Source organism: Duganella margarita (genome assembly GCF_009857535.1).
GTDB classification, from domain to species: Bacteria; Pseudomonadota; Gammaproteobacteria; order Burkholderiales; family Burkholderiaceae_D; genus Rugamonas; species Rugamonas margarita.
The window spans coordinates 81,386-96,562 of sequence record NZ_WWCS01000010.1 but is presented as its reverse complement, the minus strand read 5'-3'; the positions used below and the strand labels follow the sequence as shown (position 1 = coordinate 96,562).

Annotated in this window: 10 protein-coding genes; 5 read left to right on the top strand and 5 right to left on the bottom strand. The window is 64.9% G+C overall.

Features of this window, described 5'->3' with window-relative positions:
- The first annotated feature begins 129 nt into the window (after window positions 1-129).
- The gene (gene fusA, locus GTP55_RS16690; protein WP_161045998.1) at window positions 130-2,241 is read left to right on the top strand and encodes an elongation factor G; all 2,112 of its coding nucleotides are present in this window, start codon (window positions 130-132) and stop codon (window positions 2,239-2,241) included.
- Here the strand turns inward: fusA and GTP55_RS16685 are convergent.
- Window positions 2,238-7,271, bottom strand: a complete 5,034-nt coding sequence (locus tag GTP55_RS16685) for a hybrid sensor histidine kinase/response regulator (RefSeq protein ID WP_229257973.1) — start codon at window positions 7,269-7,271, stop codon at window positions 2,238-2,240. The two genes, fusA and GTP55_RS16685, sit on opposite strands and share 4 nt — an antisense overlap.
- 126 nt (window positions 7,272-7,397) lie before the next feature.
- Between GTP55_RS16685 and GTP55_RS16680 the strand changes: the two genes are divergently transcribed.
- Window positions 7,398-8,348 (top strand): 2-hydroxyacid dehydrogenase, encoded by a 951-nt coding sequence (locus GTP55_RS16680; RefSeq protein WP_161045997.1) that lies wholly within the window; start codon window positions 7,398-7,400, stop codon window positions 8,346-8,348.
- An 86-nt stretch (window positions 8,349-8,434) separates the two neighbouring features.
- Complete coding sequence (gene yjjJ / locus GTP55_RS16675) at window positions 8,435-9,811, top strand: type II toxin-antitoxin system HipA family toxin YjjJ (RefSeq protein WP_161045996.1); 1,377 nt, start codon at window positions 8,435-8,437, stop codon at window positions 9,809-9,811.
- Here the strand turns inward: yjjJ and GTP55_RS16670 are convergent.
- Genes GTP55_RS16670 through GTP55_RS16655 form a run of 4 tightly spaced genes read right to left on the bottom strand, consistent with a single transcriptional unit; the run spans window position 9,765 to window position 12,713 of the window.
- The gene (locus GTP55_RS16670) at window positions 9,765-10,526 is read right to left on the bottom strand and encodes a GGDEF domain-containing protein (RefSeq protein ID WP_161046092.1); all 762 of its coding nucleotides are present in this window, start codon (window positions 10,524-10,526) and stop codon (window positions 9,765-9,767) included. The two genes, yjjJ and GTP55_RS16670, sit on opposite strands and share 47 nt — an antisense overlap.
- A gap of 8 nt (window positions 10,527-10,534) precedes the next feature.
- On the bottom strand, window positions 10,535-10,921 hold the full coding sequence (locus GTP55_RS16665) for a DUF1987 domain-containing protein (protein WP_161045995.1): 387 nt from the start codon (window positions 10,919-10,921) through the stop codon (window positions 10,535-10,537).
- A gap of 19 nt (window positions 10,922-10,940) precedes the next feature.
- The gene (locus tag GTP55_RS16660) at window positions 10,941-11,498 is read right to left on the bottom strand and encodes a SiaB family protein kinase (RefSeq protein ID WP_161045994.1); all 558 of its coding nucleotides are present in this window, start codon (window positions 11,496-11,498) and stop codon (window positions 10,941-10,943) included.
- A gap of 12 nt (window positions 11,499-11,510) precedes the next feature.
- Complete coding sequence (locus GTP55_RS16655) at window positions 11,511-12,713, bottom strand: SpoIIE family protein phosphatase (protein WP_202423739.1); 1,203 nt, start codon at window positions 12,711-12,713, stop codon at window positions 11,511-11,513.
- Window positions 12,714-12,917: 204 nt separating this feature from the next.
- Here GTP55_RS16655 and GTP55_RS16650 point away from each other — a divergent pair, with 204 nt between their 5' ends.
- A complete protein-coding gene (locus GTP55_RS16650; protein WP_161045992.1) occupies window positions 12,918-14,543 on the top strand; it encodes a methyl-accepting chemotaxis protein in 1,626 nt (541 codons plus the stop codon).
- Between the two features lie 56 nt (window positions 14,544-14,599).
- Complete coding sequence (gene lptA / locus GTP55_RS16645) at window positions 14,600-15,175, top strand: lipopolysaccharide transport periplasmic protein LptA (protein ID WP_161045991.1); 576 nt, start codon at window positions 14,600-14,602, stop codon at window positions 15,173-15,175.
- Window positions 15,176-15,177: the final 2 nt, after the last annotated feature.

The window sequence follows — 15,177 nt, the reverse complement described above, 5'->3', positions numbered from 1 at the left end:
GTAAGCTGTTAAATAATGTCAGAGATTACATTAATTGCTATTGAACATGTCGCACGGTAACGGGCTCTTGAATTCGGCAACTATCGCCGCACTTGAGACTTCCGAAGCTGTATATCCAAGGAGATTGTAATGACCCGCAAGACCCCCATCGAGCGTTACCGCAACATCGGCATCAGCGCGCACATCGACGCTGGCAAAACGACGACGACGGAGCGCATCCTGTTTTATACCGGAGTCAACCATAAAATCGGTGAGGTACATAACGGTGCCGCGACGATGGACTGGATGGAACAGGAACAGGAACGCGGGATCACCATTACCTCGGCCGCCACCACCGCCTTCTGGAAAGGCATGGCCGGCAATTTCCCCGAGCATCGCATCAACATCATCGACACCCCGGGGCACGTCGACTTCACCATCGAGGTGGAACGTTCCATGCGCGTGCTGGATGGCGCCGTGATGGTGTACGACGCCGTCGGCGGCGTGCAGCCGCAGTCGGAAACCGTGTGGCGCCAGGCGAATAAATACAAGGTGCCACGGATCGCCTTCGTCAACAAGATGGACCGCGTCGGCGCCGACTTCTTCCGCGTGCGCGAACAGGTGGCCAACCGCCTGAAGGGCGTGGCCGTGCCGATCCAGGTGCCGCTGGGCGCCGAGGATAATTTCCATGGCGTGATCGACCTGGTCAAGATGCGCGCGATTAACTGGGATGACGAGACGCTGGGCGTCAAGTTCACCTATGAAGATATCCCGGCCGAGTTGCAGGCGGTGGCACAGGAGTGGCGCGACAAGATGGTCGAAGCCGCAGCCGAAGGCACGCCCGAACTGCTGGAGAAATACCTGGACGGCGGCGTGCTGACCGAAGAGGAAATCAAGACCGGCCTGCGCCTGCGCACCATCCGCAACGAAATCGTGCCGATGCTGGCCGGTAGCGCGTTCAAGAACCGGGGCGTGCAGGCGATGCTGGACGCGGTGATCGAATATCTGCCGTCGCCGGTGGACGTGCCGGCGATCGCCGGTACCGATGAAGCGGACAATCCGATCGAGCGTCATCCGACCGACGAAGATCCATTCGCGGCGCTGGCGTTCAAGATCATGACCGACCCGTTTGTCGGCCAGCTGACCTTCTTCCGCGTGTATTCGGGCGTGGTGAATTCCGGCGACACGGTTTACAACCCGACCAAGTCGCAGAAGGAGCGCCTGGGCCGCATCCTGCAGATGCACGCCAACGAGCGCAAGGAGATCAAGGAAGTGTACGCGGGCGACATCGCCGCGGCGGTCGGTCTGAAAGGCGTGACCACCGGCGATACGCTGAGTTCGCCGGATCATGTGATCGTGCTGGAAAAAATGATTTTCCCCGAGCCGGTGATTTCGCAGGCGGTGGAACCGAAGACCAAGGTCGACCAGGAGAAAATGGGCATCGCCCTGAATCGCCTGGCGCAGGAGGACCCGTCGTTCCGCGTGCATACCGACGAGGAATCGGGCCAGACCATTATGTCCGGCATGGGCGAGCTGCACCTGGAGATTCTGGTGGACCGCATGCGGCGCGAATTCGGCGTCGAGGCGACCGTGGGCAAGCCGCAAGTGGCCTACCGCGAGACCATCACCAAGATCGCCACCGATGTCGAAGGCAAGTTCGTCAAGCAGTCGGGTGGCCGTGGCCAGTATGGCCATGTGGTACTGACGCTGGAGCCGTTGCCGGCGGGCGGCAAGGGTTACGAGTTTGTCGACGCCATCAAAGGCGGGGTGGTGCCGCGCGAATTTATTCCGGCGGTCGACAAGGGCATCCAGGAAACCCTGCGTTCCGGCGTGCTGGCCGGCTACCCGGTGGTCGATGTGCGCGCGACGCTGACCTTCGGTTCGTACCACGACGTCGACTCGAACGAGAATGCGTTCCGCATGGCCGGTTCGATGGCGTTCAAGGAAGGCATGCGGCGCGCCGGTCCGGTGCTGCTGGAACCGGTGATGCAGGTCGAGGTGGAGACGCCGGAAGAATTCATGGGCAACGCCATGGGCGACCTGACGTCGCGGCGCGGCATGGTGCAGGGCATGGACGAGATTCCGGGCGGCGGCGGCAAGATCATCCGCGCTTCGGTGCCGCTGGCCGAGATGTTCGGCTACTCGACCACGCTGCGTTCGCTGACCCAGGGCCGCGCGACCTACACGATGGAGTTCAAGCACTACGCGGAAGTGCCGAAACACATCCTGGACCAGATCGCCGTGTCCAAGGCGCGCGCTTAAAGCACCTCGGGGACTTCGGTCTCCGGCGCCGCCACCGCGCTGCGCGCGCTGGCCATGACGACGTCGAACTCGCCGACGAAGTCGCGCAGCAAATCGGCCAGCGCCTGCGGTTCCGCCCGCAGGCGGTCCTCCAGCGCAGCCGAGGTGGCAAACAGCGCCGTGGCCGACAGGTTGCCGGCCGCGCCGCGGATCCTGTGCACCAGGTCTGCGGCGCGCGCCAGTTCGCCGGCGTGAATGGCGTCATGAATCTGCTGCACAGTGGACTCGAAATCGTGGGCGAACAGCCCCAGTAGCTGCACCAGCAGTGCGCCGTGGCCGCCCAGGCGCTCCATGGCCGCCTGCATGTCGATGCCGGCACGCGGCGTCACCGGCATGCCCGCGCTGGCCGACACCGCACCCGCCGCCGGCGCCTCCGTCCCTGCGGCGCGACTCAAATCCGGCTGCACCCAGGTCGCCAGCACCGCATACAGGGTATCCGGGTCGATCGGCTTGGTGACGTAATCGTTCATGCCGCGTTCCAGGCAGCGCTCGCGGTAGCCGGCCACCGCATGCGCGGTCATGGCGATGATCGGCAGCGCCGCATGGCGTTCGTTCTTACGGATCAGCGCTGTCGACTGATAGCCGTCCATGTCCGGCATCTGGATATCCATCAGCACCGCATCGTAAGCGCCGGCGTCGATCATGCGCGCCGCGTCCTCGCCGCTGCCGGACAGGTCGACCTTCACCCCCGCCCGTTGCAGGATCTCGCTGGCCACCTGCTGGTTGATCGAGTTGTCGTCCACCACCAGCACGCGGGCGCTGCGGATGCGCTGGATCGCCAGCGACGGCGGCGCGCTGCTGGCCGCCATCTGCTGGCTGGTTTCCAGTCCCAGCGCCGACAGCACGGTGTTGCGCAGCTGCTGCGGATTGGCCGGTTTGTCGAGGAAGGGCATGTTGCGGGTCTGCTCGATGACATCCTTGTCATGCTCGCGCGAGTAGGCCGTTACCATCAGCACCGCCGGCACCGCGGCCAGTTCGGCATCTTCGGCGATGCGATGCAGCGTGTCGATGCCGTCCAGGTCCGGCATGTCGGCGTCGATCAGCAGCAGGTCGTAGGGATCGAGCTGCATGGCCGCCACCGCCGCCGCGCCCGAGCCGACCGCGCGCGCCTTCAGCCCCAGCGTGGCCAGCTGGGCCTTCAGCATGTGGCGGCTCGATTCGCTGTCGTCCACCACCAGCACCCGCTTGCCCTCGGCGGCCGGCGGCACCGGCTGCACGCGCGGCGACAGGTCGGCCGCAGCCTGCAAATGCACGGTGAAACTGAAGCTGCTGCCGACGCCAGGTTCGCTGTCGACCCGGAATTCGCCGCCCATCTTGCGCACCAGCTGCTGCGAGATGGCCAGACCCAGGCCGGTGCCGCCGTACAGGCGCGTGGTGCTGGCGTCGGCCTGGGCGAACGCCTGGAACAGGCGCGCCTGCTGCTCGTCGCTGATGCCGAGGCCCGAATCCTCCACCGTAAAGCGCAGCACCAGCGGCGCGCCGGCCATCACGGTCGGGCTGCTGGCGTCCACTTCCACACGCAGCTCGATGTGGCCGCGCGCCGTGAACTTGAGCGCATTGCCGACCAGGTTGACCAGGATTTGTCCAAGCCGCAGCGGGTCGCCCAGCAGGTTGGAGGGCACGTCCGGCGCGGCGCCGATCACCAGTTCCAGTCCGCGCTCGGCGGCGCGCCACGCAAACAGGTCGGCAATCTGGTTCAGCGTGTCGGGCAGGTCGAACGGCAGGGCTTCCAGTTCCAGTTTGCCCGATTCGATCTTGGAGAAGTCCAGCACGTCGTTGATAATCTGTAGCAGGCTTTGGCCGGCGCGGCTGATCTTGCGGAAGTAGTCGAGCGGCTGCGCCGGCAGGTCGAGATGGGTGCCAAGGCCGGCGAACCCGAGGATGGCGTTCATCGGGGTGCGGATCTCGTGGCTGATATTGGCCAGGAACTCGCTCTTGGCGCGCGTGGCCGCTTCGGCGTTGGCGCGGGCTTTCTCGATCACGCGCATGGCGCGCGCCTTCAGGTAGGCGGAGGTGAACGGCTCTTTCAGCGCCTTCAGCAGCTCCAGGTCGCTCTCGGCAAACGTGGCTTGGTACTGGTAGTTTTCAAAAATCAGATAGCCTTCGACCTGGCCGTCGATCACCACCCGCACCGACAGCAGCGCGCAGACGTCGCCCGGCAGCGAGTTCGAATGGTGCACCTCGAAGATGTCGGGCGCGATCATGCAGTCGGCCGGCGCGTAGCGCAGTTCCGCCTGGCGCAGGTCGATGCGGTAGGCGTCGGCGGCGGCGTCGATGCGGCCCCAGGCCGCGCGCAGGGTGAGGGTGTCGGTGCCCTGTTCGCGCACCAGGGCCAGCGCCGAGTCGATGCCCTTGATGATGGTCGACTCATGCAGGATGGTGTGCAGCAGGGCGTCGAAGTCCATCTGTTCGTTGATGGATTTGACGATGGCGTTCAGCTTCTCCAGGTGCTGGGTGCGCGAGTAGACCAGCGCCTGCAAGGCTTCCTGTTTGCGTTGCAGGTGCCGCACGCGCCAGCGCACCAGCGTCCACGCCAGCGCGCAGATGACGAGCAGGTAGCTCAGCCGCGCCCACCAGGTCTGGTGCCAGGCCGGCAGCACGATCACGCGCAGCGTCAGCTCTTCGGCATTCCACAGGCCTTCGCGGTTACTGCCGCGCATGCGCAGGATGTAGGAGCCCGGCGGCAGATGGCTGTAGGAGGCGATGCGGCGGCTGGCGTCCACTTCCAGCCAGCGCTGGTCGAACCCTTCCAGCAGATAGGAATAGCGGTTGCGCTGTGGCGCCGAATAGTCCAGCGCCGCCAGTTCCACTTCAAAGCTCTGGTTTCCTGGCTGCAGCACCAGCGTCGGGCCGTTCTTGGCTTCCAGTTCGGCAGGCGTGACCGAACGCTGGTCGAGCCGCACGCCGCTGATCACCAGCGGCGGACGATATGACCAGTCGTTCAGGCGGCCCGGGTAGACCACCGCCAGGCCGGAGGTGGCGCCGAACAGCAAATCGCGTTCCGCCGTGACGGTGCTGGCGCCGATGAAGAAGGTGCGGAACGGCAGGCCGTCGGCGCGGCTCAGCGCGCGCGCTTTCAAGGTGCCGGAGTCGATCACCGAGATGCTGTCCGAGGTGGCCGCCCACATCCGTCCCGCCGGATCGGATTGCAGTCCCATGATGGTGCCGGTGGTCAGCCCGGTGCTGGTGCCGAGCCGCTCGAACACCGCTTCGCCCAGTGCATCGCGCCCGGTCATGATGCAGATGCCGCCGCCGTAGGTGCCGACCCACAGCCGGCCGCGCCGGTCGATCACCAGGGAGCTGATGACCGCTTCCGACAGCGCATCGGGCTTGGCGGCATTGGCCTTGATCTGTTCCACCTTGCCGCTGTCCGGGTCAAGGCGGTTCAGGCCATTGCGGGTGGCTACCCACAGCGCGCCGTCGGCGTCGCCCAGCACGGCGTGAATGCGGTTGTCGGTCAGTCCACCGCCTTCCTGCGGCCCCTGCACATAGTGCTGCAGCGCACCGGTGCCGGGGTTATAGCGCAGCAGGCCTTCAAAAGTCCCCAGCCATAGTTCACCCTTGCGGACCAGGATGGTGCCGATGCGCGGATAGGGATTAGCTTGCGGCAGCGGCACGCGCCGCGCCGCAGTGCCGTTTTTGCTGGTGCGGTACAGCCCTAGCTGGGTGCCGATCCAGGCCTCGCCGGGTTCCGCCTCGGTCATCGCCAGCACCATGCGGTTGGGCAGCGCGGTCTCGGGCTTGTGCGGATCCGGGCGCAGCGCGGCGCGCCGTGCGCCGCTGGCGGGCACGATGTCGACGCCCTGGTCGGCCAGGCCGATCCAGACGTCGCCCCGGCTGTCGCTCATCAGCGCCGAGATGCTGGCTTCCTGCGCGCCTTCGGCGCCGAACACCGCGTCGATTGCCTCGCTGTGCGGATCGAAGATGTCGACCCCGCGCTCGGTGGTAACCCAGATCATGCCGCTGCGGTCGCGCAGCAGGGCGGCGGCGCGGTCGTTACTGAGGCTGAAGGTCACCGCCGGCTGGTGCAGGATGCGGGTGCCGCGGCCAGCCTCCGTGCGGTATTCGATCACGCCGCCGCCGTAGGTGCTGGCCCACCAGATGCCGGGCACCGTCTCCACCACCGCCAGCACCATATTGGCCTGGGCGTCCTTGACGCCGCGCAGCGCGACAATGCGGCCGGCGTTGGCGCCAGGATCGACCATGCCGATGCCGCTCTTGAGGGTGCCGAAGGCGATCTGCCCGCGCTGGTTCTCGCCCAGCGACAGCACGGCGTCGCTCCAGGCGCCGGGCGTCTCGCCGCTGATCGGGATGGTGGTGATGGCGCCGCCGGGCTTCATGCGCGACAGCCCGCCGGCGCTGCCGATCCACAAGGTGCCGGCGCGGTCCATCAGCAGGGAGCGGATCTGGTTGTCCGGCAGGCCAGGCATGTCTTCGTGGCTGTAGCGGCGGATGGTGCGGTTGACGGTATCGTAGTATTTCAGACCGTCGGCGGTGCCGATCCACAGATTGCCCTTGCTGTCGCTGGCGATGGCGCTGACCGCGCCGCGGCTCAATTCATCGAGCGGGCGGATAAAGCTTTCGGTTCGTTTGTCGTACATGGCCAGGCCGGCGGCCGCCATGCCGACCCACAGCCGGCCGGCGACGTCGGCGTGCAGCACCTGGATAAAGTCGCCGGGCAGGCTGGTTGGCTGGGTGGGGTCATGATGGAAGCTGCGCACGCGATAGCCGTCCCAGCGCGCCAGGCCACTCTGGGTGCCGATCCAGATATAGCCGTCGCCATCCTGCGCCATGGTCATGCCCACCGCGTGCGGCAGGCCTTGATCCAGTCCGAGATGCTCGAACAATGGCGTGGAGAGTGCATCCCAGCGCTGCGGGCTGGCGCCGGCGGCGCCGCACATGGCCAGCCAGGCCGCCAGTGCGAACGTGGCCGCGCGCAGCCAGCGGGCGACGGCTGCCGGAGCGGGGGAGATGGGTGCGTGATCGTTCAAAATCCGTGCGCGCTCCTCTGGTTGGTCAGTCAAGCATACGGAAATGCTGACCGAAAGTCCATGACTGGCAACGGGAATTCACCTGCGCTTGTACAATCACCACATGCTAACCATGTAGGTATTCATATGAAACCCGAAGTATTAGTCCTGGCAGCCAGTCCGTCGGCCGATGTGATGGCTCAGTTGGAGCAGCATTTTCATTGTCACCATCTGTGGCAGCAGCCGCGCGAGCAGCAGGCCGGATGGCTGGCCGGCGTGGCGCCGCAAGTGCGTGGCGTATTGACCACCGGCGCGATCGGCATCAAGGCCGATTTGCTGGCGCAGTTGCCAAAAGTAGAAATCGTCGCCGTCAACGGCATCGGCACCGACGCGGTGGACCTGGCCGCCACGCGCGCGCGCGGCGTCGCCGTCACCAACACCCCGGGCGTGCTGACCGACGACGTGGCCGACCTGGCGCTGACGCTGTTGCTGGCCGCCGCGCGCCGCCTGCCGTCATTGGATACTTTCGTGCGCGATGGTTCGTGGGAAGCCGGCAAACCAATCAAGCCGACGCGCGCCTTGCGCGGCAAAGTGTGCGGCATCTATGGTTTTGGCCGCATCGGCCAGGCCATCGGCGCGCGCGCGCAGGCCTTCGGCATGACGCTGCAATACTTCCAGCCGCGCGCCATCGAGGGCACGCCGGTGCCGCGCGCCGATTCGCTGCTGGCACTGGCCGAGGCCAGCGACTATCTGGTGGTGGCTGCACCGGGCGGCGCGGCCACGCACCACACGGTCAATGCGGCGGTGCTGGCGGCGCTCGGCCCGCAAGGCACGCTGGTCAACATCGCGCGCGGCTCGCTGGTGGACGAGCAAGCCTTGATCGCCGCGCTCGGCGACGGTACGCTGGGGATGGCGGCGCTGGACGTCTTTGCCGACGAGCCAAATGTGCCGGCCGCGCTGCGTGAACTGGACAACGTGGTGCTGACGCCGCACATCGGCAGCCTGACGGTGGAAACCCGCCACGCCATGGGACAACTGGTGGTGGACAACCTGCGTGCGCATTTTGACGGCAAGCCGCTACTCACACCAGTCAAATAATCGTTTCACAACTGCGCTAGATATGCACGTAAGTCATTGAATATGCTATATTTGGTTAATTAGAATCGTTTCATAAAACGTTTCACATGGCTGATATACTGCAAATTCTCCGACTTGCGCGCGTGCTGTCCGGCGCCGATCTGCTGTTACGCCTGCAGAAAACCCGTCCCACGCTCAGCCGCGCCACCATGATGCGCATGGTGCGTGAACTGGGCGAGCAGATCGTGGTGCGCGGCGCCGCCCGCCGCACCAGTTACGCCGCGCGCCGTCCGCTGCGCGGCAGCACCGAATCGATTCCAGTCTACCGCATCGACCGCAAAGGACGCGGCGAGCAGATCGCCATGCTCGAACCGATCTACCCGGCCGGCTGCGCGCTGCGCTACGAACAAACGCTCGAATGGCCGCTGGCGCCGGAAATGCGCGACGGCTGGTTCCCCGGCCTGCCATATCCGCTGGACGACATGCGGCCGCAGGGTTTTTTGGGCCGCAATTTCGCCCGCAACTACGCCGGTCTGCTGCAGGTCGGTCCCGATCCGCAGAAATGGCCGGAGGACGACATCCTGTACATGCTGGCGCAGCTGGGTCACGACACCGCAGGCAACTACATCATCGGCGAGGCCGCGTACCGGCGTCACCTGGAGAACATGCAGCAAGGGCATGCGCCGCTGGCAGAAGGCGCTTATCCCGGGCTGGCCGCAGCGGCGATGCAGGCCGGCGACGCCGGCTCCTCCGCCGGCGGCGAATTCCCGAAATTTACCGCCTTCCGCCAGCACGGCGGCGAAAGCGCCCACGTCATCGTCAAATTTTCCGGCAACGACCAGACGCCTGGGGTGCAGCGCTGGGCCGACCTGCTGGTGTGCGAGCATCTGGCGCTGGACACCATTGCGGCAGAACTACGGCTGCCGGCCGCGCGCAGCCGCATCCATCGCGCCGCCCATCGTACCTTTCTGGAAGTCGAGCGCTTCGACCGCCATGGTGAATTCGGCCGCTCGGCAGTCTGCACCTGGGCAGCGCTGGACGCTGCGCTATTCGGCATGGCCGGTGAAAACTGGAGCCGCGCCGCCGCCCGCCTGCTGGCGGCACGCTACATCAGCGCCGACACCCATGCGTCGATCAATCGCCTGTATCACTTTGGCCGGCTGATCGCCAACAGCGATATGCATGAGGGGAACCTGGCTTTCGTGCCGGGGGAGAGCGGCCAGCCGCCGCTGGCTTTGGCGCCAGCCTACGATATGCTGCCGATGCTGTATGCGCCGGCACGTGGCGTGGAACTGCCGCAGCGCGAGTATGCGCCGTCGTTGCCGCTGCCGGCGGAGCGCGCCGACTGGCTGGCGGCGGCCGATGCAGCCATCGTCTTCTGGCGCGCGGCCGGCGCCGATGAACGCATCAGCGCCGGCTTCCGCGCCGTCTGCAAGGCTAATGGCAAGGAGTTGAAGCGTCTTCGGACGCTGGTGGCGGCGTAACCGGCAACGGCAGCTGCGAGTACAGCTTGACGCAATTACGGCCGGCGCGCTTGGCGGCGTACAGCGCCTCGTCGGCGCGGCTGTAGGCCAGCTCGAAGCTGGTGTGCATGCTGTTCCAGCTGACGCCCACGCTGGCCGTGATCTGGCGGTTGATCGGCGCGCCGAACACCTGATCGGCGATGGCGTCGCAGATGCGCATGCCCACTTCCTTGGCTTCCTCGGGCGAGGAGGTGGGCCACACTACCGAGAATTCTTCGCCGCCGACGCGGCCGATGGCGATGCCGGGGCCGAACAGCGCCTTCAGGCAGTTCACCACAGTTTTGATGACGGTATCGCCGGCCGGATGGCCGAAGTCGTCGTTGATCCACTTGAAGTGATCGATATCCAGCACGATCAGCGCCATGTCGCCGTGCTCCAGGCAATCGGACGCCTGCTCGATCACGGCGGCGCGATTCAGGGCGCCGCTCAGCGGATCGTGGGTGGCGCGGTATTCCAGCTGCTGCGCCAGTTCGTGCAGCTGGCGGTTCATCTGGTTCATGTCCAGTTCCGCGCGGTCGCTGCGGCGGATCAGGCGGCGGCTCTCGCGCATCAGGCGCTCGTAGTGGACGATCATTTCGGCCAGCGCCGCGCGTGGGTCGGCGCAGGAATCGGCATATGCCGCCTTGGCGTTAGCCAGTGCGGCGCTTTCCAGCGCAAACAGGTCGGCGTCGGCCATGGGTTTCATCAGTTGCTCACTGCGTGATCGTGGAAGTCCAGCGCGCCGAAATCGTCCTGCAGTTCCTGGCCGAATTCGAGAATGGTGTCGTCGTCTTCGTCGTGATACCAGTTCAGGCGCACCTGGTTGCCGGCCATGGCGGCGTCGTTCAGCGCCTCGAAGAAACTGAACAGCATCTTGGTGCTGGAGCTGTTGAAGTAGGCCAGCGACACATGCACGGTGATCTCGGCATCGCTGCACTGGTCGAGGTAAGCCTTGACGCGCGCGATCACGGGACCGTAGAAGGCGGCGGCGTTTTCCGGGTAGGATTCGCCCTTGATCGACAGCGTGTGCTGGTCGAAGCGGAAATCGACTTCCGGCGAAGTGGGCGAAGCGGCGATGAAGAGTGGTTCCATTTTATAGTTCTCGGTATGTTCAGATAATCGCTTTGATGCAGAAGACGGTGGTGTCCGGATTGTGCTCATCCTGCACGAATTCGAATTCCAGCGGTTCGCTGGCGTCGCGCGCCATGGTCAGGAATCCCAGGCCTGCGCCTTTGCTGTCGGTTGGCGTTTCGTCGCGCAGCGCTTTTTTGTAAGCGAGCTTGATCTCTTCCATGCTCATCGAGTGCAGCGGTTCCAGGCGGTTGCGGATGTTCTCCGCGTTGGCGCTGTCGACCGGATTGGCGCACAGCAGGAAGAAGCTGTCGTCCTTCATGCCGATGCAGAACGAGCCGCGCCGCATCTGGTTCTCGGTGGCGTCGCCCGGCGTCAGTGTGTCGGACGAATAGTGCATGATGTTCTGCGACATTTCGACAAACGACGAGAAGATGCGGCGGCGCGTCGGCCCGGCCGCGCCGGCCGTATCCAGGCGCGCCTTGATGGTCTCCGAAATGGCCGCTACCACGTGCTGCGAGAAGTAGCCCACGTAGAAGAAGATGATGTGGCGCTTGCGGGCCACTTCATAAAAATCGCTGAATTCTTTGTACAACAAGTGGAACTCCTATTACGGACGTAAGCAGAAAAAGGTCAGGTCGTCGCGGCGCGGCTGTTCGCCTTGCCAGGCCTGGTAATCGTCCAGCATCGCCTGCGCCACGTGGCGCGCGCACTCGGTGCGCTTGGCCAGTAGCACGTCGCGCATGCGGCGCTTGCCGTAGGCGATGTCCTTGGCGCCGCCGATCTGGTCGATCAGGCCATCGGTGGTCAGGAACAGCAGGCTGCCTTCCGGGATGGTGATGATCTTGTTGGTCCAGCTGTAGTCCAGCGGCGAATCGGTGTAGCCGACGCCCATGCGGTCACCGTCGACGGTCTGCACCGATTGCTGGTCCGGATCGAGCTGGAACAGCGACAGCTTGGCGCCGGCGAAGCGCAGCTGGCGGGTGGCGTGGTCGAACCACATAAAGGCGGCGTCCATGCCGTCGTTGGATTCGGTGTGGCCATGGCCTTCGACCTGGCCCAGCATACCCTTGACGCCGCGATTGACTTCGGCAATCAGCTTGGCCGGATCGCGCGGGCCCAGTTGCTGCAATGCCTGGCTCAAGGTCGACGACGAAATCAGCGTCATGAAGGCGCCCGGCACGCCGTGGCCGGTGCAGTCGGCGATGGCGGCGAACCAGCCGTCTTCATAGCGCGCGAAGTGGTAGAAGTCGCCGCCGACCACGTCGCGCGGCTGCCATTCGAGATGGGCGTCGTCCAGTGCATCGGACAGCGCCAGGTTGGAAGGGCGCAGCAGCGAGCGCTGGATCACGCTGGCGTAGTCGATGCTGTGCATGATCTGACGGTTTTTCTCGGCCTGCATATTGGCCACCACGTTCATCAGCTGCAAGCCGAAGCCGACGCCGGCCAGCGCGCCGTCGCGGGTGACGATGAAGCCATCGGCCAGCGCCTTTTCACCTGACTCCACGGCGCGGAAGGTCAGCGCTTCGATGCTCATGTTGGCGTCGACGATCAGCGGTTCCTTGTCCATGAAGGCAATGCAGCTCTTCTTGCCATACAGCTCGTGATAGAAGGGCTTGGACATCTGCGACATGAAGATGTTGCGGCTGATCAGGCCGATCGGGCGGCCGCTCTCGATGACGGGCAGGCTCATCAGGTCGCGGCGCTCGGTGAACAGCTCCAGGACGGCGAAATTGGTCGTGTCGGACAGGACCGAAATCGTCTCCACGCACAGGTCGGCGGCAACCGAGAGACGAAAGCGGGGCAGGTGCAAACGAGAGGCATTGAACTCCACGGCCGGGAACCCTTTATCAACACTGAGTCTTACATGCTAACGGGCAATTGTTACACGCTCATTACATATTAACTAAAAGAAAACACTGTTGCATATATTGCCGCAAGGTAATAGTGACGTCATAATGCGTGTGTAGATTGGTGAGAATTCGCGCAGAAGGCGCATTTTCCCTCAAGAAAAGCTATGAAATTTCCCCAATTGAATACCGGCATGCGCGTGATGGCCTCGTTTGCCGCGTTGTTGATGGTGATGGCCTGCATGTCCGTGTTGTCGCTGTGGCGGCTGCAAACGGCCAACGACACGGCCTCCAACCTGGTGCATGAAAAGCTGGCGCGGCAGCAACTGACGTCAGAACTGCTGGGCGTGACCGAACTGAATGGACTGCGGGCGATGTCGATTGCCCGCAGCGACAGCCTGGAGGTGGCCGACATCTTCCAGTCCCAGCTGACCGCCGGCGACCAGCGCGCGGCGGAGATGGAACGGCAACTGGCCGCCATGCCGGCCGGCGGCGAGGAAGCCGGGCTGCTGAGGGCGGTGGCCGGCAAAAAGGCGGCTTTCATGGCGCTGCGCGGCGAACTGTTCAAGTTCAAGGACAGCGGCCGCACCCAGGAGGTGGGCGATCTGCTGGATAACAAATGGCCGGCCATGTTCAAAGCCTACGCCGGCGCACTCGCGCAACTGCTGGCCTACCAGACCGGGCAGGCCCAGACGCTGGCGGCGCAGTCGGCTTCCCAATATCAGAGCAGCCGCGCCTTGCTGATCGGCTTTGGCCTGGCGACGCTGGCACTGGGGGCGGTGCTGGCCTGGCTGCTGACGCGCAGCATCGTGCGGCCGCTGACGCAGGCGGTGTCGCTGGCCGAGCAGGTGGCCGGCGGCGAGTTGCGCGGCGCGCTGGCGCATGACCGCAGCGACGAGATCGGCAAGCTGTTCGACGCGCTTAGCCATATGACAGGCCGCCTGGCCTATACCGTCGGCCGCGTGCGCGACGGCGCGGTGGCGATCGATTCGGCCTCGCGCGAAATCGCCAACGGCAATCTGGATCTGTCGCGCCGCACCGAGCATCAGGCCGGTGCGCTGGAAGAGACGGCGTCGGCGATGGAGGAGCTGACGTCGGCGGTCAGGCAGAACAGCAGCAATGCGCGCCAGGCCAATCAACTGGCGTTGTCGGCGTCCGAAGTGGCGGGCAAGGGCGGGGCGGTAGTGTCGGAGGTAGTGCGCACCATGGCCAGCATCAATGATTACGCGCACAAGATCAGCGACATCACCAGCGTGATTGACAGCATCGCCTTCCAGACCAATATCCTGGCCCTGAACGCAGCGGTGGAAGCGGCCCGCGCCGGCGAGCAAGGACGCGGCTTTGCGGTGGTGGCGAGCGAGGTGCGCAGCCTGGCGCATCGTTCGGCCGAGGCGGCCAAGGAGATCAAGAAGCTGATTCAGGATTCCGCCGAGCGTGTGGCCAATGGCAGCGCGCTGGCCGAAACGGCTGGCGCGACGATGAGCGACATCGTTGCCAGCGTGCACAAGGTCACGGCGATTATCGGCGACATCAGCGCCGCCAGCGCCGAGCAGGAACACGGGATCTTGCAGGTCAATACGGCCATCAGCGATATGGATGGCGTCACCCAGCAGAATGCAGCCTTGGTAGAGGAGGCTGCGGCGGCGGCCGAGGCGATGCAGACGCAGGCGCGCGAACTGGCCGAGCTGGTCGGGTCGTTCAAGCTGGATGCGCAGCAGGCCGTCATCCAGCCTTTGCCGCAGCGACTGGCTTTGCCGGCGTCGGACGATAACCGGCTGCGGCGTGCCGCCTGAGCCACAAGTTACAAAATTTGAGTATTGCGGATCTGCAAATGTTGTATAGTCATTGTATGAAAAACACTAGCCTGCTTCTCTGCTCCCTGCTGCTCGGCCTGTCCGCCGCCCACGCGGAACGCGCCGACAGCTTCCAAAAGACGGTGGTCCGCGCGCGCGATGCGTCCGGCGAGCTGACGCGCAAGGTCACTACGCTGACCGGCAACATCGAAATTCAGCGTGGCACGCTGCTGATTCGCGCCGAGCACGGCGTGATGACCGAGGATGCGCAGGGCTACCAGCACATCGTGCTCAGCACCAAGCCGGGCGAGGCGCCGGTGTTTTTCCGCCAGCGGCGTGACGGCGGCCAGAACGTGTGGATGGAAGGTGAGGCGCTGGAAGTTGTCTACGACGAAAAGGCCGAGCTGGTGGACTTGATTGACCACGCCAGGGTGCGCCGCACGACGGAGGGCGCCTTGACTGACGAGGTTGTTGGCGAGCACATCATCTATAACTCGCGTGAAGAGCAGTACCAGGTCACGCAACTGGCGAACCGGGCGAGCACCGGCGACCGGCGCGGCACCATGGTGTTGCAACCGACGCGCAAAGACCCGCTGATTTCGCCGGCCTCGGCTACCGCTTCCATGCAGTAGAC